Consider the following 19,945-nt stretch of genomic DNA (forward strand, 5'->3'; position numbering starts at 1 on the left):
GGACATTCTCGCTGTATGAGCGAACTGCACCCCGAGACCCGAGCCGTGCATCTGCCCCAGCCACCCATCGAGGGCAGCCGTCCGATCACGATGCCCATCTACCAGACCTCCGGCTTCGTCTTCGACGACCCGGCGATCATGGCCGACGCGATGGGCCGCCCCGACGGCCCGTTCGTGTATGGGCGCTACAGCAATCCCACCGTCCGAGCCCTGGAACTGGCCGTCTCCGGCCTGGAGGGCGGAGTCGCCGCCATGGCCACCGGCTCCGGCATGGGCGCGATCAACACCGTGCTGCTGGGCCTGCTCAAGCCGGGCGACCACCTGATCGCCCAGAAGGCCCTGTACGGCGGGACGGCCGGGATGATCAACGACCTGGTCGCCAGGTTCGGCGTCGAGGTCACTTACGTGCCCGAGGACGACCCCGCCGCCCTGCGCGCCGCCGTGCGCCCCGAGACCAGGCTCGTCTACCTGGAGACCATCGCCAACCCGATCGCCCAGGTCGCCGACCTGCCCGGGATGTTCGCCGTCGCGCGGGAGCTCGGCATCGTGTCCGTCGTGGACAACACCTTCGCCACGCCCATGCTGTGCCGTCCCATCGAACACGGCGCCGACATCGTCGTCCACTCCACGACCAAGTACCTGTCCGGGCACACGGACGTGGTGGGCGGCATCGCGGTGTTCGCCGACGAGGAGCTGTACGAGAAGGTGTGGCGCTTCGCGACGAAGCTGGGTGCCTCGGCGGACCCGTTCGCGGCGTGGCTGACGCTGCGCGGGATCCAGACGCTGGCGCTGCGCATGGAACGCCACTGCGCCAACACCCGCCTGCTCGCCACCCGGCTCGCCGAGCATCCGGCGGTCGCCGCCGTGCACTGGCCGGGACTGCCGTCGCACCCGTCGTACGAGCTGGCGGCCAAGCTCCTGCCCGACTTCGGCGGCGTGTTCTCCTTCGACCTCGTCGGCGGCCGGGCCGCCGGGGAGAAGTTCATGAGCTCGATCAAGCTGGCGCTGCTGGCTCCCTCGCTGGGCGGTGTCGAGACGCTCGTCATGCACCCGGCGACCACGTCGCACCTCGGGCTCAGCGCCGAGGAGCTGGCCAGGCACGGGATCGGCGAGGGCACCGTACGCATCGCCGTGGGCATCGAGCACCCCGAGGATCTGTGGGCGGACATCTCCCAGGCGTTGACATAACGCTTAGGGAATTAGGAAAATGCCTAAATGCTTCGGAGGGAGATCTCGATGACGGTGACGTACGAGGACGTGACGAGCGCGGCCGAGCGGATCGGCGGGCATGTGCTGCGTACACCGGTGCTCGAGATCTCTCCCGGGCTCTTCTTCAAGCTGGAGCAGCTGCAGCATTCGGGATCGTTCAAGGTGCGGGGGGCGTTCAACCGCATCCTGTCGGCCGGCGAGCTGCCGCCGAGCGGGGTGATCGCGGCCAGCGGCGGCAACCACGGCCTCGCCGTCGCCTACGCCGCCAGGGCGCTGGGCGTCCGGGCGGAGATCTTCGTACCGGAGGTGACCAGCCCGGTGAAGGTGGCCGGGCTGCGGCGGCTGGGCGCGGAGATCAACCAGATCGGGGCCATCTACTCGGAGGCCGCGGAGGCGGCGGCCAAGCGGGCGGCGGAGACCGGGGCGCTCGCGGTGCACGCCTACGACCAGGCGGAGGTCGTGGCGGGGCAGGGGACCACGGGTCTGGAGTTGATGGCGCAGACGGGCGGGGTGGACACGGTAGTGGTGGCCGTGGGAGGCGGCGGGTTCGCCGCGGGCATCACGGTCGGTGTCGGTGCCTCTGGTGGCGGGAGCGGGCCGCGGATCGTCGCCGTCGAGCCGGTGCTGTGCCCGACTCTGCACGAGGCGCTCCGGGCGGGCCATCCGGTGCCGGTGCAGGTCAGCGGTGTGGGAGCGGACGCGCTGGGCGCGAGCCAGGTCGGCGGCGTGGCCTACGACGTCCTCTCCCGGGCGAGTGTCCAGAGCGTGCTCGTGTCCGACGACGCGATCGTGGCCGCCCGCCATGCCCTCTGGGAGGAGCACCGGCTGGCCACCGAACACGCGGGAGCGGCCGCGTACGCCGCGCTGCTGTCCGGGGCGTACGTGCCCGCTGACGGCGAGCGGGTCGCGGTCGTGGTGTGCGGCTCGAACACCGACCCCGCCACGCTCGCCTGACGTTCCAGGCGCCCGGCGTGCCGGGCACCTGGAGGGGGAGCGGTCAGTGAGGGGGAGCGGTCAGTGAGGGGGAGCGGTCAGTGAAGGGGAGGGGTCAGTACTGTGTCGCGTCGTGTACGTCGAGCAGCGGCTCCTTGACGCCGTCGCCCGAGTCGTCGGTCCAGTTGGAGTTGCCGGTGGAGATCAGCTTGCTCCGCACGGCCAGCGCCCCTGCCCGGTTGGTGGGCTTGCGGGCGCCCGAGGTGAGGATGCCGGCCGCGCCCGCGACGTGCGGACTGGCCATCGAGGTGCCGCTGATCGTGTTGTAGCCGCCGTTCATCCACGTGGAGTAGATGCAGGTACCGGGCGCGGTGATCTCGATCGTGGCGCCGAAGTTCGAGTAGAACGCCGAGGTGTCGTCCTGGTCGGTCTCGCTGCGGCACGACAGCGTGCTGCCGCCGAGGCCGCCCGCCAGCCCGTCGTTGTCGGTCAGCGCCGAGACGGTGACCACGTCGGGGTGGTTGGCCGGGAAGAACGACGAGGCGTTCGCGTGGTTGTTGCCCGCCGCGACGACGACCACGATGCCGGCGTTGGTGGCGTTCGTGATCGCGGTGCTGATGGCGCTGCTCGTGCATCCGTTGCAGCCGAGGCTCAGGTTGATGACCTCGATGGTGGAGGCGCGGGCCACGACCCAGTTGAGCCCGGCGGCGATGGCCGACAGGGTGCCCGAGCCGGCCGCGTTGAGCACCTTCACCGCGTGGATGCGGGCGGCCGGGGCCACGCCGACGGAGCCGATGGTGTTGTCGCGCGCGCCGATGATGCCCGCGACGTGCGAGCCGTGGCCGTTGTCGTCGGTGCCCGTGTTGTTCACGCAGACGCCGGTCACGCAGTTGGTCCGCGCCACCACGTTCAGGTCGGGATGGGTGTAGTCCACCCCGGTGTCCACGACGGCCACGTCCGTGTTGATCTGGACGTCGTCGACGCCGTCGATGTCCAGGTTCGGGTTGGACGGGGCGAAGATCCGCCGGACGCCCGTCGGGACCGTCTGCGCGAACGCCGTGACGACGGCGTCCTTTTCGACGGTGAGCACGTTAGGGGTCTGCCGGAGCTTCTCCGCGGCCTCCGCGGTCAAGGTGGCGGTGTAACCCTTGAAGGCGTCCTCGTAGACGCCGATCAGGTGCCCGCCGTACCTGCTGACCTGGTCCTGGGCGGCGGCCTGCGTGCCGGCGCGGACGTTGGGGTTGAGCTGGACGATGTACGTGCTGGTCTCCGGCGCGGCGGCCGAGGCGGGGAGCGGCGCCGCGGACAGAGCCAGCGCGCCGACGAGCGATGCGAGCATCAGGGTGCGTGGTCGCATGACAGGTGTGAACCCTTCCTGGGGTATTGGACGGGGATCACTGAAAACATGAGTCAGAAGCGCGCTCGCGGCCATACGTGGAGGACACGTATTGCGACTACTTAGTGCGTTTCACGTCGTGCCGACGTTGAGCTGCTTGCGTGAGGTGAGGCCGAGCTTGCGCAGCGCGTTGGCGATGTGCACCTCCACCGTGCGCGGCGACAGGAACAGGCTCTCGGCGATCTCCTTGTTGGTGAGACCGTCGGCGGCCAGCCTGGCCACCTCCTCCTCGCGCGGCGACAGCGTGCCCTGAGGTTCGGCCGGGCCGGCGAGCCTGCGCCGGAGCCGCCTGCCGGCCGCCGGGGTGATCGTCTCCGAGACGGCCTGCCTGACCAGCGGCTGGCGCAGGCCGTACCTGCCGGGTGCCCACTCGCGCAGCAGGCCGCACCGTACCGCCTCGGTGAGGCCGCGCTCGCCCTGTTCCGGCGGCACGCCCGCGACGCCCGTCAGCACGTCCTCGCACACCGGATGCTCGACCTGGGAGGCCGCCTGCACGATGTGGCGCGCCGCGCGCGGCAGCGCGGCCAGCTTCACCAGCACGGCGTCGCGCAGCGCGGGCGGCGTGCCCGGCTCCTGGCCGTCGGCCAGCATGCGGGTCAGCTCCTCGATGGCGCGGGGTACGCCGCCGGTGAGCGGCCACAGGTCGGCCGCGCCCGGCAGCAGATGCTTGACCAGGAGCGCGGTCTCGGCGGTGGCGAGCGGGGCGAGCGCGATCTCGGCGTGGTCGATCCGCGGCGGCAGATGCGCGAGCAGCTCGGTCACGGGATGGCTCAGGTCCTCCGTGCGGTACGTGACCACCAGGTTGACCCCGTCGGGCAGGCAGCGGGCCAGGAACGCCAGCAGCTCCCTGGTCCCCGGATCGACCCAGTGCACGTCCTCGACCACCAGCGTGATCGGCCGCAGCGAGCCCAGCAGCGACAGCACCGCCCTGAACAGCCGATGCCGTTCCACCATCGCGTCCTGGATCGGGGGCGGCGCGGGCGGCAGCAGATGGCCGCACTCCGGGAGGAACGGGCGTAACGCCCCGGTGATCGGGTTGAGGTCGCGTAGCGGGCGTACCTCGCGCAACGCCTCCACGACCGGCCCGTACGGGAACCGCATGGGGTGGCAGCTCCCGACGAGCATCGGCTGGCCGGTGAGCTCATGCAGCAGCCGGGTCTTGCCGACCCCCGCCTCGCCCTCGATGAGGAGGACGAGCGGGGGACGGCTCAGGGCGTCGGCCAGCTGTCGGAGTTCGTGCTCTCGTCCCACGAAAGGCATGACGCGCACCCCAACCGGCCGGACTATAAGCTGTCAATAAACTTTTTCCCATTTGTCGGGATGTGTCCAGGGGTCTGGCCGTGGCCGGTCACTCGCGTCACTCGTACGAATGACCAGCCTCCGGGAAGGTGCCCGAGGTCACGTCGGCCGCGAAGGCGCGTACGGCGCGGTCCATCTCCGTGGCCAGCCCCGAGTACTGCTTGACGAACTTGGCCGGGCGCGGGGTGAGCCCCATGAGGTCCTGCCACACCAGCACCTGCGCGTCCGTGGCCGGTCCCGCGCCGATGCCGATCGTCGGGATGGCGATCGAGGCGGTGACCCGTTCGGCCAGCTCGGTGGGCACGCATTCGAGCACCACCGAGAAGGCGCCCGCCCGTTCGAGGTCCTTGGCGTCCGACATGAGCTCGTCGCCCGACTGCCCGCGCCCCTGGACGCGGTAGCCGCCGAGGACGTTGACCGACTGCGGGGTCAGGCCGAGGTGCCCCATGACCGGGATGCCCGCCGAGACCAGCAGCTCGACCTGCGGCAGGACACGCCGGCCGCCTTCCAGCTTGACCGCGTGCGCGCCGGCCTCCTTCATGAAACGCGCCGCCGTCTCCAGCGCCTGCTGGGCCGAACCCTGGTACGAGCCGAACGGCAGGTCGGCGACCACGAGGGCGCGCGCGGAGCCGCGGACGACGGCGGCCGTCAGCGGTAGCAGGTCGTCGACCGTGACGGGCAGCGTGGAGTCGTAACCGTAGACGACCATGGCCGCCGAGTCGCCGACCAGCAGGACGGGGATGCCCGCCTGGTCGAACACGCGGGCCGTCATCGCGTCGTAGGAGGTGACCATGGGCCACCTCTCTCCGCGCTCCTTGGCCGCGATGAGGTCCCGGACGGTGACGCGGCGGCCCGTGGCGCCGCCGTAGAGCGTGGTGGAACCGTTCAGCGTGGTGGAAGAGGACATGACAACCCTCCGGTGAAGTCTCGAGGCGCCCCTGTGGCGTACCCGGACCCTTCCGATGATGGCACGAGGCTGACGGCGCACGGCGATAACCAGTGGCGGAATTGTCGGTGCCGCTTGCCACAATGGACCTGGAGGTAAGCAATCAACATGGCTCTCGACCCTTACAAGCGGCTGTTCCGGCTGCCCGGCGTGCGTACGTTACTCCTGGTGGGCCTGATCGCCCGCATCCCCACCACCGCGACGGGCATGGCGTTGACGCTCTATGTCGTCAACGGCCTGGGGCTCGGCTTCGGGCAGGCGGGGCTGGTCACCATGGCCAGCACGGTCGGCATGGCCGTCGGGTCGCCGCTGACGGGCAGGTTCGTCGACAAATACGGGCTGCGGCCGATCCTCACCGTCACCACCGTCGCGCAGGCGGCCTTCTGGGCGGGCGCGTGGGCGCTGCCGTACGCGGGGCTGGTCGTGGCGGCGGCGGTGGCGGGGCTGCTGGGGCAGCCGGTGTTCAGCGTGATCAGGCAGTGCCTGGCGGCCATGGTGCCGGTCGAGCACCGCAGGGCCGGCTTCTCGCTCGACTCGATGCTGGTCGAGCTCGCCTACATGGTCGGCCCGGCGCTGGCCGTGGCCGGGATGACCACCCTCGGCAGCGGGCCGACGCTGGCGGCCATCGCGGTCGGGCTGACCGGCTCGGGCGTGGCGCTGATCGCGCTCAACCCGCCGACCCGGTCGGCCGAGGAGCTGAAGGCGCCGGCGATGAAGGTGCCCCGGCGGCAGTGGCTCACACCTGCCTTCGTCGCGCTGCTGGGCACGGTGGCCGCAGCCACGTTCGTGCTCACCGCGACCGAGCTCGCCCTGGTCGGCACCATGGAGCACGCCGGTCAGACCCCGTGGATCGGGCTCGCGGTCGCGATCTGGTGCCTTTACTCACTCACGGGCGGCTTCGTGTACGGTGGGCTGTCGCGCGGCGTCTCGCCCTTGGCCCTCATCGCGGGCATGGGGCTGCTGACCGTGCTGGCCTCGCTGGCCGGTGGCGACTGGTGGTGGCTCATGCTGGCCCTGCTGCCCGCCGGTGTGCTCTGCGCCCCCTCGCTGTCCTCCACGGTCGACACCGTCAGCCGCTGGGTGCCCGCGGGCGCCAGGGGAGAGGCGATGGGCTTCCACGGCACCGCCCTGCTGATCGGCGGCGCGCTCTCCGCGCCGGTCGCCGGGGCGATCATCGACGCGCACGGTCCTGCCTGGGCGTTCGTGGTGGCCGGGCTCACCGGGGTGGCGATGGTGCTGGTCGCGCTGCCGTTCTGGCGGCGGCGACCCCAGCCGGTCGAGGCGCCGCCGACCGTGGTCACGGAGCCGGCCGAGCCAGTCGTCGCCACAAGTTAACCCTTACGAAACGAGTCCGTTGCGTATCGGAATATCCTTGCGATACGGTAGCGTTGCGAAACTCAAGCGTATCGAAATTAAGGTGCTTTCCATGGATGCGAACACAGGACATCCACGCCGCTGGCCCATCCTCGGCGTGCTGGTGTTCAGCCTGCTGGCGGTCGTGCTCGACAACACGATCCTCAACGTGGCGATGAAGACCATCGCGGACCCCAACGTCGGTCTGGGCGCGACCCAGAGCGAGCTGGAGTGGGCGATCAACTCCTACACGCTGGTGTTCGCCGGATTGCTGTTCACCTTCGGGGTGATCGGTGACCGCACCGGACGCAAGCGGATGCTGTTCATCGGCATGTTGATGTTCGGCCTGGCCTCGCTGGCCAGTGCCTACGCACAAGATCCAATGCAGCTGATCCTGGCCCGGGCGGCGATGGGCATCGGCGGCGCGGCCATCATGCCCGCGACCCTGGCCATCATCTCCAACGTCTTCCCGCCGAGCGAGCGCGGCAAGGCCATCGGCGTCTGGGCCGGTGGCGTCGGCTTGGCGGTGGCGATCGGCCCGATCACCGGCGGCGTGCTCATCGAGCACTTCTGGTGGGGCTCGGTCTTCCTGGTCAACGTGCCGATTGTGATCATCAGCATGATCCTCATCGGCACGATCGTGCCGGAGTCGCGTGACCCCAAGCCGTCGAAGCTCGACCCGATCGGCGTGGTGCTGTCCATCATCGGCCTGGTCGCCATCGTCTACGGCATCATCCGCGGCGGCGAGTTGGCCACCGTGGCCTCCGCCGAGGTGCTCACCCCGACGCTGATCGGTGTGGCGGTGCTGGCGGCGTTCGTCTGGTGGGAGCGGCGTACCGACCACCCCGCCTTCGACGTGCGCAACTTCGGCAACGTCCGGTTCTCCTCCGCCATCGGCATGATGGGCATCGTCTTCTTCGCGATGATGGGCGGGATGTTCTTCCTGACCTTCTACATGCAGATCGTGCTGGGCTTCACCCCGGTGCAGGCGGGCGCGCTGATGATCCCGTTCGCCGCGGCGCAGCTCATCTTCGCGCCGCTCAGCCAGCGGGTTAACCAGCGCTTCGGAGCCAAGCTCTCCTCCGTGGTCAGCATGCTGGTGGTCACCGCGGCGCTCACCAGCTACGCGTTCCTCGACCAGAGCACGCCGATCGTGATCATCGAGATCATCTTCTTCGTGCAGGGCGCCGCGATGGCCAACATCATGCCCCCGGCGACCACCGCCATCATGGAGGCGCTGCCCAGGGAGAAGGCCGGTGTCGGCTCGGCCATGAGCAACACCGTCCGCCAGATCTCCGGCGCGCTCGGCGTGGCCGTGCTCGGCTCGGTGCTGTCCTCCAGCTACCGGGGCGAGATCGCGCCCGCCCTGTCCGGCCTCGGCCTCCCGGCCGACGCCCAGCACGCCGCCGGTGAGTCGATCATGGCGACGGTCGGCGCCGCGCACGCCCTCGGCCAGCACGGGCAGGCGCTCATCCAGCCCGCCTTCAACGCCTTCCTCCACGGGATGCACACCACGGCCCTGGTCTCCGCGGTCATCGCGCTGCTGGGCGTGCTGGTGGTGCTGAAGTGGATGCCGGGCAAGGCGCGCCCGGTCCAGCAGGTGGAAAAGAAAGAACCAGCGGTAGTGTGAGGCCGCGATGACGATCCAGGAATCCACGACGGCCCGTCCGGCGGGCCGTCCGCGCAGCGAAAAGGCCGAGAAGGCGATCATCGAGGCGACCCTCGATCTGATCGCCGAGGGCATGGGCGTGTCGGAGCTGACCATCGAGGCGATCGCGTCGAGGGCGGGCGTCGGCAAGACGACCATCTACCGGCGCTGGTCCAACAAGGAAGACCTGGTGGTCGACGCGCTCGCCACGCTCAGGGCACCGCTGCCGCCGCTACTCCAAGAGTCGGTGCGCGATGACCTGATCGTCCTGCTGGAACTGATCCGCAAGGAAGCGGGCGAGTCCCGGGGCCGGTGCGTGATGAACATCGCGATGAGCGAGGCGGATCGCTACCCGCGGCTGATGGAGCGCTTCATGAAGCGCGCCATCGAGCCGCGCAAGCGGGCCATGCGCGGCACGCTGGAGCGTGGCGTCGCCTCGGGTGAGCTGAGGCCGGACCTCGACATCGACCTCGCCATGGCCATGCTGTCCGGGACCATGATGCACCACACCAAGTGGGCGCCCGCCGGCGACCTGCCCGCCGACCTGCCCGAGCGGATCGTCGACGCGGTCATAGCGGGGATCGGTCCCCAGAGCTGAGATCAGCTCTCAGGATTGAGGTTCGGACGGCCGGGAGATTCTCCCGGCCGTTTTGATCTTGGCTCTAGGCAGAACATGAGTCCTGTTCTAGCCTCGCGGCCATGCCCCCCATGCGCAGGTTCGCCACCGTCGCCACCGTCGTCGCCCTGAGCTCGTCCCTGCTGCTCATGCTCGCCGCCCCGGCGCTGGCCCACGAAGAGCGCCCGGTCACGCTGCCCGACGGTTCGGGCACCTTACCCGTCTTACGACCCGGCTTACGCGGGGCGGAGCCCGATCTGCTGGTCTGTAAAACAGACGCGGACGACTTCGCCCGAAGAATCGCGACCTTCCCGGAACCCATCAAACAACGCAACCTCCACCTTTTCGCGAAATGTCGGGAAAAGGGGGTGAGGGATCTGCAGGAGGCCGTCGACAAGGTCGACCGGCCGGGCATGACCATCGCCGTACTCCCCGGCCTGTACCAGGAAGAACCCAGCCAGGCCGCCCCGACCGGCGACTGCGCCCACCTCCCGGCCCGCTGGTCCACCTGGGGCTACCAGATCCTCTCCTTCGAACAGCAGCAGCGCTGCCCGCACAACCAGAACCTCGTCGCCATCCTCGGCAAGAAGGACCTCCAGATCGAGGGCACCGGCGCGTCCCCTCTCGACGTGATCGTCGACGCCCAGTACCGCAAGCTGAACGCCATCCGCGCCGACCGTACCGACGGCGTCTACTTCAGGAACCTCACCGCCCAGCGCACGACGTTCAACTCCCTGTACATCCTGGAGACCGACGGCTTCGTCATCGACCAGGTGCTCACCCGCTGGAACGACGAGTACGGCTTCCTGACCTTCGCCAGCGACCACGGCCTCTACACCGACTGCGAGGCGTACGGCAACGGCGACGGCGGCCTCTACCCCGGCAGCGCCTCCAACATCAACAACGGCCGCGGCCACGAGGTCCCGCGCTACGCCATCGAGATTCGCCGCTGCAAGAGCCACGACAACGCGCTCGGCTACTCGGGCACCGCGGGCGACTCCATGTGGGTCCACGACAACGAGTTCTACGACAACATGGTCGGCGCCACGATGGACAGCCTCTGGCCCAGCCACCCTGGCCTGCCGCAGAACCACGCCAAGTTCGAGAACAACAAGATCCACGACAACAACAAGGACTACTACGAGTACACGCGCAACGGCACCTGCGCCAAGCCGCCCGCCCAGCGCGGCTACGAGCAGGGCGTGGTCTGCTCGCAGACGGGCGCCCCGCCGGGCACCGGCGTGCTGGTCGCGGGCGGCAACTACAACGTCTTCAAGAACAACCAGATCTGGGGCCACAACCGCGCGGCCTTCGGGCTCTTCGGCGTCCCCGCGTTCATCAGGGGCGAGAACGACCTCGCCAAGCAGGCCGACACCTCCAACTTCAACCGCTACGAGGGCAACGTCTTCGGCGTGAGCCCCACCGGCGAGCGGCGCCCCAACGCTCTGGACGTCTGGTGGGACGGCCAGGGGACCGGCAACTGCTGGCAGGCCGACGTGGGCCGGGCCTCGCCCGCGGTGCTGCCGGTCTGCGCGGCCGAGGCGCCCGCGTTGTCCGGTGGCTCCAGCCGCTGGCTGGCCGAGCCGGTGAAGCTCATCAAGCTCTACCTGTGCGCCGACTTCAGCGCCGCGCAGGCGCGGCTGCCCGCAGGCTGCGACTGGTTCGGCGCCGCGGGCCTCGGCAAGGTGGAGGCCCAGCTCGCGTTGGGCGGCTCGGCCGTGCTCGCGCTGCTCGCGGCCCTGTTCTGGCGACGGACCGGCCAGGCCGTACGGCGGCGCAAGGGCGATCCGGCGGCCAACGGGGTGCCCCCGGCGATGGCCGCGCGCAGCGAGTACCGGCACCGGCTGGTCGTGGCCGGGAGCCTGTGCGGGTTCATGGGTCTGGCGTTCGACGTGGTGGCCGCCGCCACGGGCGGCACGCTGGTGGCGGCGCTCGCGCTGCTGCTCATGGCGGGCTGGTGGCTCTGCCTGGGCACGGCGCTGCGGCGGGGGCGGCCGGTGTTCGGCTGGTTCACGATCGTGCTGGGGGTGCTGGCGGCTTTGGACGCGTTCGACCGGGTGGTCTATCTGATCCCGGTGATTCCGCTGGGGCCTGGCTGGGTTCGCGGGCTGCTCACCGGGTTCTGGGTGCTCTGCGCGGTGGTCGTCCTGGCGCCCAGGCGGCGCGGCGGTACGGCGGAGACGGCGTCGGCCGAGGCCGGGATGCCGGCGTGAGTGCTCGGGTGAGTGCTCACGTGAGGAGAGCCGTCGTCGCCCTGGTGTGTGCCCCGGTGTGTGCGTTGGCGTGTGGGCTGGTGACGGGGTGCGGGCCGCTGTCGCAGACCCACCACAATCCCGGCAACAGCCACGAGGTCTCCACGGGACAGCCCAGCGCGCGGCCGAACACGGCGATCACTATCGCCGGGGGCAAGGTGAGCCCGCCGTCGGGGTGGCTGGAGGTGGCCAAGGGGCAGCCGGTCAGCATCACGGTGACCAGTGATGTCGCGGACGAGGTACACGTGCACGGCTACGACCTCAAGGCCGAGCTGCGACCCGGCGAGCCGGTGACGCTGCGGTTCACCGCGGACCTGACCGGCGTGTTCCAGGTGGAGACACACCGGAGCAAGCTCGTACTCACCCAGGTGGCGGTTCGATGACGGGCGCGGTCGAGATGGCGGGCGCCCAAGTAGCGGGCGCGCGGTCGAGACGGTGGGCGGATAGGTGACCGGCGTGCTGGCGCATGGGATTGGTAGTCGCAGCGATCTGCCGATTCCGCTTTTCTACGCCTATGCCGGGGCATTCGCCGCGCTCGTGGTGTCATTCCTGGCGCTCGGGCTGCTCTGGGCGGACTCCCGCTTCCGCGGCGATCGGGCGGGATGGGTGCTCCCGTTGCGCCCACCTGCCCGGCCGTTGCGGGTGCTCACCCTCCTGGCGGTCGCGTACACGCTGGGCTGGCTCGTGGTCGGCCCCGCTGACGGCAACGCCGGCCCGTACCTGGTGTATGTGCTCTTCTGGGTCGGACTCGTGCCCGCTTCGCTGCTGTTCGGGCCGGTGTGGCGGGTGCTGAACCCGTTCCGGCTGCTGCCCGACCGGCCGCGCGCGCCACTGCCACCGCGGCTCGGCTACTGGCCCGCCGCCGTCGGCCTGCTGGCGTACACCTGGATGGAGCTGGTCGCGCCCGAGCCCGCCGCGCCCGCGACGCTGCTGGTCTTCTGCGGCCTGTACAGCATGGCGCAGCTGGCCGGGACCTTGGTGTACGGCCACGCGTGGCTGTCCAGGGGCGACCCGTTCGAGGTGTACTCGACCCTGATCGGCCATCTGGCACCCTTCGGCAGGCGGGCCGACGGCAAGCCGGTGCTGCGGAATCCGTTCGACGGCCTCGACGCCCTCGAACCGGCCCCCGGCCTGGTGGCCACCGTCTGCGTACTGCTCGGCGGCACCGGCTACGACGGCTTCTCCTCGTCGCCCGCCTGGGTGAACGCCCTGCAGTCCGGCTCCCTGGGCAGAGCCGGGCTCGGCACGCTCGGCCTGCTGGCGGCCATCGCCGGGGTGGCGGTGCTGTACGGCGCCTGCCTCGGGCTGGCCGGACTGATCGGCGGGACCAGGGGACTGGCGCCCCGCTTCGCCCATTCGCTGGTGCCGATCGCGATCGGTTACCTGATCGCGCACTATTTCTCACTGCTGGTCATCGAGGGCCAGCGCGCGATCATCCTGTCACTCGGCCTCGACACCTCGGTGGACCAGAACGTGGTCAGCCCGGCCACGATCGCCACGGTCCAGGTGCTGGCCATCGTGATCGGGCACGTGGTTGGGGTGGTCGCCGCGCATGACCGATCCGTCCGCCCGCTGCGGCCCGACAGGGCGGTGGCGGGGCAGATCCCGCTGTTCGTCCTGATGATCTGCTACACGATCGGCGGCCTGACCCTGCTCTTCGCCTGAAGGTGCTGGGGTGCTGCGACGTAGCCGAAACAAAACGATCCCCACCGCGCCCCACCCATGGATATCGGTCGCGAGAAGATCAATGCGGGACCTCCTGCGATCAGGAGCGTCGGACGGCGTTGACATACTGCCGTTCATGACGATGGAGACGGTTGTTCTTACTGGTGCCGCTGGACGGGTCGGAAGTGTGTTGCGTGAGCCGCTGCGGCGGCGACTCAGCCGGCTGATCTCCGTCGACCGGGCGCCGTTGACCGTTCAAGGGCCGAACGAGGAAGTCCGCCAAACTTCGTTGACCGGCATCGAGGACGTGATGTCGGTCATCAGGGGTGCCGATGCGGTCGTGCACCTGGCCGGAGTGCCAGATGAAGCGCCGCTCGCCGACCTCCTGGAGGGCAACGTCCTGGGCACCCACCATGTTCTGGAGGCGGCGCGGCGGACGGGGACCAAGCGCGTGGTACTGGCCAGCAGCAACCGCCTGACCGGCTGCTACCCGGCCGCGCAAACGGTCTCGCCGCACCTGCCGCCTCGCCCCGACGGCCTGTACGGCGTCAGCAAGGTCGCCGTGGAAGCTTTGGGGCGGCTGTACGCCGACAAGTTCGGCATGGAGGTAGTGTGCCTGCGCATCGGGAGCCTCGAACACGAGCCGAGCGAGCCCCGGCACCTGGCCACCTGGCTGAGCCCGCGCGACTGCGCCGGGTTCATCTGGTCCGCCCTGACCCGGCCCGACATCACCTTCACCGCCGCGTACGCGGTATCGGCCAATACCCGCCGGTTCTGGGAGCTCGACGACCAACTCGGGTATCGCCCTCAAGATGACGCGGAGGTCTATGCGGACCGGATCCCTGGAGCGACCCAGTACTTCACCGGTGACCCGCTTCAGGGCGGCGTCTACGCCACTGCGGACTACACACTCCGTCATGCTCTCGATCGGCAGCCGTCCGATGGGTCATTTTGTTAGTTGCTCTTAGCTTGACGTTGCTTGAGCACACCTTCCGCATGTGGAAGCAGACCCTGGGCTGGACCGCCCCGAAGATCCGCGACCCGCACGCCGCCGATCGCTGGACCTGGCTGATCATCATCGTCTACGCCCAGCCCCGGCTCGCCCGCCTGCTTGCACCCGACCTGCGCCGCCCGTGGGAACGTCCCGCTCCACCTGAACGACTAACCCCCGCTCGCGTCCGCCGAGGGTTTCGGCACCTGCGCCCCGCGCCTGCCTCTACCTGCCGGCGCACCGAAACCTACCCGGCCCGGCCCCGGCAGACCCCGGGCTCGAAGAACCGGGCTCCTGCCCATCACCACGACGTTGGCAAGACCACCAAACGCGCTGAAACACTGCCCTGCCAAAAGCTAACGCGACCGCCGACATGGTAGTGCGCGCATATCTTGCCGAAATTTCTGCCCGCGACGAACTGGAACACACCGCCCACTGGTCAGCCTGGCGACGCCAGCACCAAGCCCGCGCCCGCTGGTTCCACCAACAAATCTGCCTGGCCAGCGCATACAAGCAGCTCAGCTTAAACAAATGGAGGCTGCCGCACCAGGTCGGCCTACTCACCGATCGGCGTGAGGATCAAGCGGGCGTTGTCCCTCGATGGACGGGTCATCGCGTATCGGGCCGCCTGGCCGCTATGGCCATCCGGGCGGCGAAAAGCGGTAAACCGCTGCGCCAACATAGCCAGGATGAGGAGCCCGGTCATGGTGGCCATGTCCTCACCGATACATTTCCGCTTTCCCTCGCCGAACGGCAGATAAGCCGCCCGTTGCTCGTGGTCGAGCCTGCCGGCGAATCGGCCGGAGTCGAAGCCCGCCGGGCCGGGCCATCGGGCTGGATCGCGGTGCGTCGCATAGGGGGCGATGATGATCTGGTCGCCCACGGCGAGCCGGTGCTTACCAAGTTGAGTCTCCGCCTTGACGTTGCGGAAAAACATGGGGAACGCGGGATGCAGGCGCAGCGACTCCTGCAGCAGAGCCTGCACGGTGACGAGCCGCGGAAGGTCCTCCAGTGTAGGGGTGCGGTCCGCGCAGACATTGACCACCTCGGTCCGTAGCCGGTCCAGCTGATCCCCTCGCTCGGCCATCAGGACGCACGCCCACGACAGCACGGTTGCCGTGGAGTCGAATCCCGCCATCAACAGCGTGAAGACCTGGTCTCGTACCTGCCGGTCGCTTAGGCGGTGACCGGTCTGCGGATCGGTGGCGGTCATCAGCTGCCCGAGCAGGTCCCCGGCCTCGGTGCCCTGATCCCGGCGCGAGGAGATGATTGACCTAACTCTGTCATCCAGCGCCGCGATGGCCTTTCGATAGCCGCTCGCCCCAGGTGCCCAGTGCGGGAGGAAGATTCGCCCCGCCATGCCGTCGAAGACCGGCAGGGCGAGCTGCGTGAGCTCGGCCGTATCGACTGCGTTCCCCAGCGCATGCCGCATCAACACCTCGACACTCAGCAGCTTCAGCTCGCTGAAGATGTCTATCGGACCGCGCAGATCCCATGCGTCCATTCGGCTCCGCCAAGCATCGGCCGTCAACTCCATTACGGTGCGCAGTTCGGCTCGGCGAAAGGCGGGATTCATGATCTGGCGCAGCAGGCGCCAGGTCGCCTCATCGTTCACCGTGAATAGTCCATCCTCGCCCAGGGCATCGGCGATGATCCGATAGATGGGCCCGCCCTTGTCGAACTGTGTCGCGTCGGTGACCAGGATTCGATGAAGGCAGTCGGGATCGCTCACTACCCAAAACTTCCGGCGCCCCGGGATCGGCAGCCGGGCAACTCCTTCGTGTGTGAGCGCCAGTCGGGTACACAGCACGACCGGGTCCCGGCGTAGCAGCGCTGCGACCACCTCGGGCAGGGACGGCTTCGTGGGCATGCGCTGTCTCCTAGCACTCCAGGGGAGGGCCCCAGCGACACTTCGCGATCTCGCTGTTGAGGCCACATGAGTACGGCCACCGCGTGATCATCAGTGAGTTCGAGCGCCTGCTCGAACTCGAGACGCTCGTGACGTGGCCGCGGGCGACAGCGTAGGGCCTGAAGACTGGCCGGTCACCTTCGAGGAACTGATGGGCCGGGTCGCGGACCGGTTCTGCCGGGTGGAACCGCGCCGTACCGCCCGCGCCCATCTGTCCGGGCTGCTGTCCGGGATCGAGCGCAAGGACTGCTGGTGGCCGGCCGAACACGCGGGGTCGTAGAGTTCGGCTCGGAACTCCGACAGGTCATCCAGCGCCTGGGTACGCGAGCCTTCCCCGACCGGTGCTGGGACGCTCGCCGTCGCGCACGCCAAAATGGAGGTCACGGCCACCGCCTCTCCCCGTGGTCTTCTCAACTCGACGATGAGGCGATGGCCGCCCTACGCATAGCGCCTGCCCGTACCCAGATCGCCACAATCCGTTACAGCAGCAGACGTCACCCATGCGACCCTCACGGCAAATGTGTAGATCGCAGGTTAAACGTCAAGCTAAGAGGCGGCTCACGGGGCGGCCGTACGCGTGACACGCGATCGGTGTCCTGAGCAGACCCCACCGGAACCCGGCTGAGCCGGGTCAATGCCCTGAGCGTTCGTTCCCGATGATCGTTCGCTGGCGATGTCGCGGAATGTCGGGATACCGAGGTTCACGGCGGCGACGTGGGCTGCGGCGCTGCTGGTCAAGGCGGGCTTGCTGGGTCAGCTGATGGTGCGGAGGGCGGGCCATATCGTTGTCCACGGGGCGCGGATGCCGGTGCACACCGTGACCGGCTTGCCCTGTTCGCCGTTGTCGATCCCGAGCCGATTGTCGATACGGGCCGCGTCCCGGCAGCCGGTGAAGTACTGGGCCCAGTTGGCCGGTCGCCAGTCCCCGACGTGGACGACGACGGTGCGCTCGGCGGGCGGGGGTCCCCAGGTCCAGTAGGAATTGTGGCCAGAGTGGATCGGCGGCAGGCTCTTGCCGAGGAGGATGAGAGGGCTGGCCTCGCTGTAGCTGTTGGCCAGGATCACCGCGTGGGCGCGTTGCGCCGGGGGCAGCCCGGCTACGACCTGTTCCACGGTCCCAACGAACTGTGGCCAGCCGATCTGGTTGGCCACGTCGGGCACCGTGGCCGGCAGGGTGGTCTTGGCGTAAGCACCGACCGGCAGGACCGGCAGGGTCAGCAGCGCGATCAGCCCACCGGAGGCGACGCCCGCCGCGCCGAACCCCGCGATCTTGAGCCGTCGATGGCCCCGGGCGATCCACTTGTCCAGGACGATCCCGCCGGCCGCCATGAACAGCGCGGCGCTGCCGATCGCGTAGTACGCCTTGCCGCCGCTGAGCAGGACCAAGACCATGGCCACGAGGGCGGCGACCCCCAGCGGTCGCCAAGGCGCGGCCGCCCGCGACCCCAGCACCCAGACCAGGCCCATGACGCAGACCGGGAACAGCAAGGGACCGGTGAACAGCCACAGCAACGGCAGGGCCTGGGCGCGGTTCGTCGCCGCGTACCCGGCGATCTGCGAGGCCATCGTCAGCTGCGGCCAGCCGTTCACGGCCTGCCATGCCAGGTTCGGGGCCCACATCATGGCCGCGATCACGGCCGCAGCCCCCGCCCACGGTGAGCGGACGACTTCCCAGCGCCGGCACAGCAGCACCCCGATGGCGAGCCCCGCGGCGAGGAACAGCAGCGTGTCCTTGTTCTCCAGCCCGATGCCCGCGCTCAGCCCCACCGCCACCCACAGCCGCCGATCCCCGCCGGCGAGCAGCCGCACCAGTAACCACATCACCACCGCCCAGACCAGCAGGTCCAGCTCGGTGGTGGTGTCCAGATGCCCCGCGCCGAGATACCCGGAGAGGCCGGCCGTCACCGCGGCCAGTATCTGCGCCCGGCGCGAGCCACCCAGATCGCGGGCGATGAACCCCACGATCATCACGACCGAGGCCATCTCCAGCGCCGGCAGGATCCGCACCGCCGTCGGCGAGGCCCCCAGGATCGCGACCGAGGCCGCCGACAGCAACGGCGTCAGCGGTGGCTGATCCACGTACCCGAACGCCGGATGCCGCCCCGCCACCGCGAAGTACATCTCGTCACCATGGAAGCCGTACGCCCCCGAAAGGCTGAGCAACCCGGCGACCATCAGCCCGGCCACCAGCCACACCGGCCACGGCACCGCCCACGATCGGGAACCCGCCGGCGACCTCGTCACATCCACGCCGTCAACCATCGGTCGTGATCACCACCGGTCGTATCGGTAGGGCTTTCGCGATCGCCGTAGCGCAGGACCAGCCGGAAGAGGTGGCGGCCGGCTCGACGCCGCTCGACGGATCCGGTCGGCGAGGACCGTTCGCCGCGCGGCCCGAAGATCTCACGCTCGGCCGCCGTGCGATTGACGCCTGCGACCGCCGCCGTCGACCGATTCGACGTGCGGACATGTCCTTGCCCGTGTTCGCGCTCATGATGAGTCCAGCAGTCAACGAGCCTCAGTGCTGCCTGATAGCTGGTTGATATCATGTTGCTATCACCTCGTCGCCGATCCTCGATGCTCTGGCGACGTTGGTGACGTCTGAAGGCGCCGGTTAACTGGCCTTGTGGGAGACGGTATGTAGGACGTGTTTCATGAGCGGCGCTGCGTGGCTCATGCCTCTGAAAGGGAGGGGTCGGGTTCCTGGGGTTTGGGGCGGTGATGGACCAGCGTTCATGGTCGCGCCCGTCGCGGCAACGCCTCCGGCGTTAGGGCGGCCGGCGCGATGCCCTGGGTGGGCAGCGCGCAGCAGACGTCATAGCGGGCGTTGATCTGGTGTCTGCCCGGCACCCGGGTGCGCATGACCTCCAGGTACGGCATGACCGTCACTTCTCAGGGGCAGCAGCTCTGGCTTGACACACCTGAGCGTGTGGTCGCGGACTAGGCATGGCGGGGTTCATCGGCATTTCGTACGAGAAGAGCCCGGTCACAATGTCCCCAGTCCGCGCATGGCGATCTCGACGGCTCGGCGGCCCGCCTTCAAGTACTCCTCCTCCGAATGGCCGTGCAGTTCCCCGCAGGCGCGCGTGGCCGCCTGGACGGCGCCCAGCAGGGAGCCGAGCGCGGCCGCCGCGCTGATCGGGTCCAGCTCGTCCGGGAAGGCCTTCACGAACGCGCCCGCGATCCTGCTCTGCAGGTCGAACAGCACGTGCAGGGCCTTCGCCTGTACGGCCGGGACGGTCATGATCAGGTTGCCGTAGACCTCCATCCGCTCGCGGTCGCCGGCCAGCGGACCGTCGGCGAGATAGCGGGCGATGACCCGGTCGTAGGTCCGCAGCAGCAGCTCCGGGACCCCTTCATCCGGTGCCCGCTCGGCGAGGACCTCCAGCGCCGCCTCGTAGTAGTGCTCGGCGTCGGAGAACAGCACGTCCTCCTTGCTCGGGAAGTAGTTGAAGAACGTCTTCGTGGCCACATCCGCTTCGGAGGTGATCTGCGCGACGGTGGTCCGTTCGTAGCCCTGCTCGCTGAACAGCCGGTACGCGGTGCTGACGAGCAGCTGCTTGGTCTGGCGCTTCTTGCGCTCACGCCGTGTCTCCTCCACGGGGACGAGCTTACATCACGACTGTTTTTACACTAGTTGTATTTTTGCTCTTAGTGGTGTTAGGTGGAGCCGCGTCACCTCCAGACCAGAGAGGAATGAGATGTCCGCACCCTCGTACCCGAGCCCG

At 69.1% G+C, this 19,945-nt stretch carries 18 protein-coding genes; 10 read left to right on the top strand and 8 right to left on the bottom strand.

The window, feature by feature from the left end; all coding sequences use genetic code 11:
• Window positions 1-15: 15 nt before the first annotated feature.
• Together AB0C30_RS17705 and AB0C30_RS17710 are read left to right on the top strand one after the other, a co-directional pair.
• Window positions 16-1,188, top strand: coding sequence for an aminotransferase class I/II-fold pyridoxal phosphate-dependent enzyme (locus AB0C30_RS17705; protein WP_357944665.1), 1,173 nt, complete (start codon window positions 16-18; stop codon window positions 1,186-1,188).
• Window positions 1,189-1,236: 48 nt separating this feature from the next.
• Window positions 1,237-2,163, top strand: a complete 927-nt coding sequence (locus AB0C30_RS17710) for a serine/threonine dehydratase (RefSeq protein WP_357944667.1) — start codon at window positions 1,237-1,239, stop codon at window positions 2,161-2,163.
• Between the two features lie 94 nt (window positions 2,164-2,257).
• Here the strand turns inward: AB0C30_RS17710 and AB0C30_RS17715 are convergent, their stop codons facing one another.
• The 3 genes from AB0C30_RS17715 to panB form a co-directional block, all read right to left on the bottom strand.
• The gene (locus AB0C30_RS17715) at window positions 2,258-3,499 is read right to left on the bottom strand and encodes a S8 family peptidase (protein ID WP_357944669.1); all 1,242 of its coding nucleotides are present in this window, start codon (window positions 3,497-3,499) and stop codon (window positions 2,258-2,260) included.
• 111 nt (window positions 3,500-3,610) lie between these two features.
• Window positions 3,611-4,798 carry an AAA family ATPase gene (locus tag AB0C30_RS17720; RefSeq protein WP_357944671.1) on the bottom strand — a complete coding sequence of 396 codons (1,188 nt, stop codon included), beginning with the start codon at window positions 4,796-4,798 and terminating at the stop codon, window positions 3,611-3,613.
• A gap of 97 nt (window positions 4,799-4,895) precedes the next feature.
• Window positions 4,896-5,744: a 3-methyl-2-oxobutanoate hydroxymethyltransferase gene (gene panB / locus AB0C30_RS17725; RefSeq protein WP_357944674.1), complete on the bottom strand. Its 849-nt coding sequence runs from the start codon at window positions 5,742-5,744 to the stop codon at window positions 4,896-4,898.
• A gap of 147 nt (window positions 5,745-5,891) precedes the next feature.
• On the opposite strand from panB, the gene AB0C30_RS17730 reads away from it, so the two are divergent.
• The 7 genes from AB0C30_RS17730 to AB0C30_RS17760 all read left to right on the top strand — a co-directional run bounded on the left by AB0C30_RS17730 (window position 5,892) and on the right by AB0C30_RS17760 (window position 14,275).
• A complete protein-coding gene (locus AB0C30_RS17730; RefSeq protein ID WP_357944676.1) occupies window positions 5,892-7,118 on the top strand; it encodes an MFS transporter in 1,227 nt (408 codons plus the stop codon).
• Between the two features lie 91 nt (window positions 7,119-7,209).
• Window positions 7,210-8,766, top strand: coding sequence for an MFS transporter (locus AB0C30_RS17735; RefSeq protein WP_357944678.1), 1,557 nt, complete (start codon window positions 7,210-7,212; stop codon window positions 8,764-8,766).
• 7 nt (window positions 8,767-8,773) lie between these two features.
• On the top strand, window positions 8,774-9,382 hold the full coding sequence (locus tag AB0C30_RS17740; protein WP_357944681.1) for a TetR/AcrR family transcriptional regulator: 609 nt from the start codon (window positions 8,774-8,776) through the stop codon (window positions 9,380-9,382).
• A 101-nt stretch (window positions 9,383-9,483) separates the two neighbouring features.
• Entirely contained in the window at window positions 9,484-11,613 is a 2,130-nt protein-coding gene (locus tag AB0C30_RS17745) for a right-handed parallel beta-helix repeat-containing protein (protein WP_357944684.1), read from the top strand.
• Between the two features lie 20 nt (window positions 11,614-11,633).
• Window positions 11,634-12,035, top strand: a complete 402-nt coding sequence (locus AB0C30_RS17750) for a hypothetical protein (protein WP_357944687.1) — start codon at window positions 11,634-11,636, stop codon at window positions 12,033-12,035.
• 64 nt (window positions 12,036-12,099) lie between these two features.
• Window positions 12,100-13,317, top strand: a complete 1,218-nt coding sequence (locus tag AB0C30_RS17755; RefSeq protein WP_357944689.1) for a hypothetical protein — start codon at window positions 12,100-12,102, stop codon at window positions 13,315-13,317.
• A gap of 136 nt (window positions 13,318-13,453) precedes the next feature.
• Window positions 13,454-14,275 carry an NAD(P)-dependent oxidoreductase gene (locus AB0C30_RS17760; protein ID WP_357944692.1) on the top strand — a complete coding sequence of 274 codons (822 nt, stop codon included), beginning with the start codon at window positions 13,454-13,456 and terminating at the stop codon, window positions 14,273-14,275.
• Between the two features lie 589 nt (window positions 14,276-14,864).
• Here the strand turns inward: AB0C30_RS17760 and AB0C30_RS17765 are convergent.
• Window positions 14,865-16,178 carry a cytochrome P450 gene (locus tag AB0C30_RS17765; protein WP_357944695.1) on the bottom strand — a complete coding sequence of 438 codons (1,314 nt, stop codon included), beginning with the start codon at window positions 16,176-16,178 and terminating at the stop codon, window positions 14,865-14,867.
• A 133-nt stretch (window positions 16,179-16,311) separates the two neighbouring features.
• Here AB0C30_RS17765 and AB0C30_RS17770 point away from each other — a divergent pair, with 133 nt between their 5' ends.
• Window positions 16,312-16,497: a hypothetical protein gene (locus tag AB0C30_RS17770; protein WP_357944698.1), complete on the top strand. Its 186-nt coding sequence runs from the start codon at window positions 16,312-16,314 to the stop codon at window positions 16,495-16,497.
• A 473-nt stretch (window positions 16,498-16,970) separates the two neighbouring features.
• Here the strand turns inward: AB0C30_RS17770 and AB0C30_RS17775 are convergent, their stop codons facing one another.
• From AB0C30_RS17775 to AB0C30_RS17790, 4 genes are all read right to left on the bottom strand, one after another.
• Window positions 16,971-18,467, bottom strand: a complete 1,497-nt coding sequence (locus AB0C30_RS17775) for a glycosyltransferase family 39 protein (RefSeq protein ID WP_357944701.1) — start codon at window positions 18,465-18,467, stop codon at window positions 16,971-16,973.
• Complete coding sequence (locus tag AB0C30_RS17780; RefSeq protein ID WP_357944704.1) at window positions 18,458-18,766, bottom strand: hypothetical protein; 309 nt, start codon at window positions 18,764-18,766, stop codon at window positions 18,458-18,460. Before AB0C30_RS17780 ends, AB0C30_RS17775 begins: the two co-directional genes overlap by 10 nt.
• A 184-nt stretch (window positions 18,767-18,950) precedes the next feature.
• Window positions 18,951-19,097, bottom strand: coding sequence for a hypothetical protein (locus tag AB0C30_RS17785; RefSeq protein ID WP_357944707.1), 147 nt, complete (start codon window positions 19,095-19,097; stop codon window positions 18,951-18,953).
• Between the two features lie 106 nt (window positions 19,098-19,203).
• Window positions 19,204-19,818 (bottom strand): TetR family transcriptional regulator, encoded by a 615-nt coding sequence (locus AB0C30_RS17790; protein WP_357944710.1) that lies wholly within the window; start codon window positions 19,816-19,818, stop codon window positions 19,204-19,206.
• Between the last annotated feature and the right edge of the window lie 127 nt (window positions 19,819-19,945).

This window comes from Nonomuraea sp. NPDC048901 (assembly GCF_040649695.1).
GTDB lineage: Bacteria > Actinomycetota > Actinomycetes > Streptosporangiales > Streptosporangiaceae > Nonomuraea.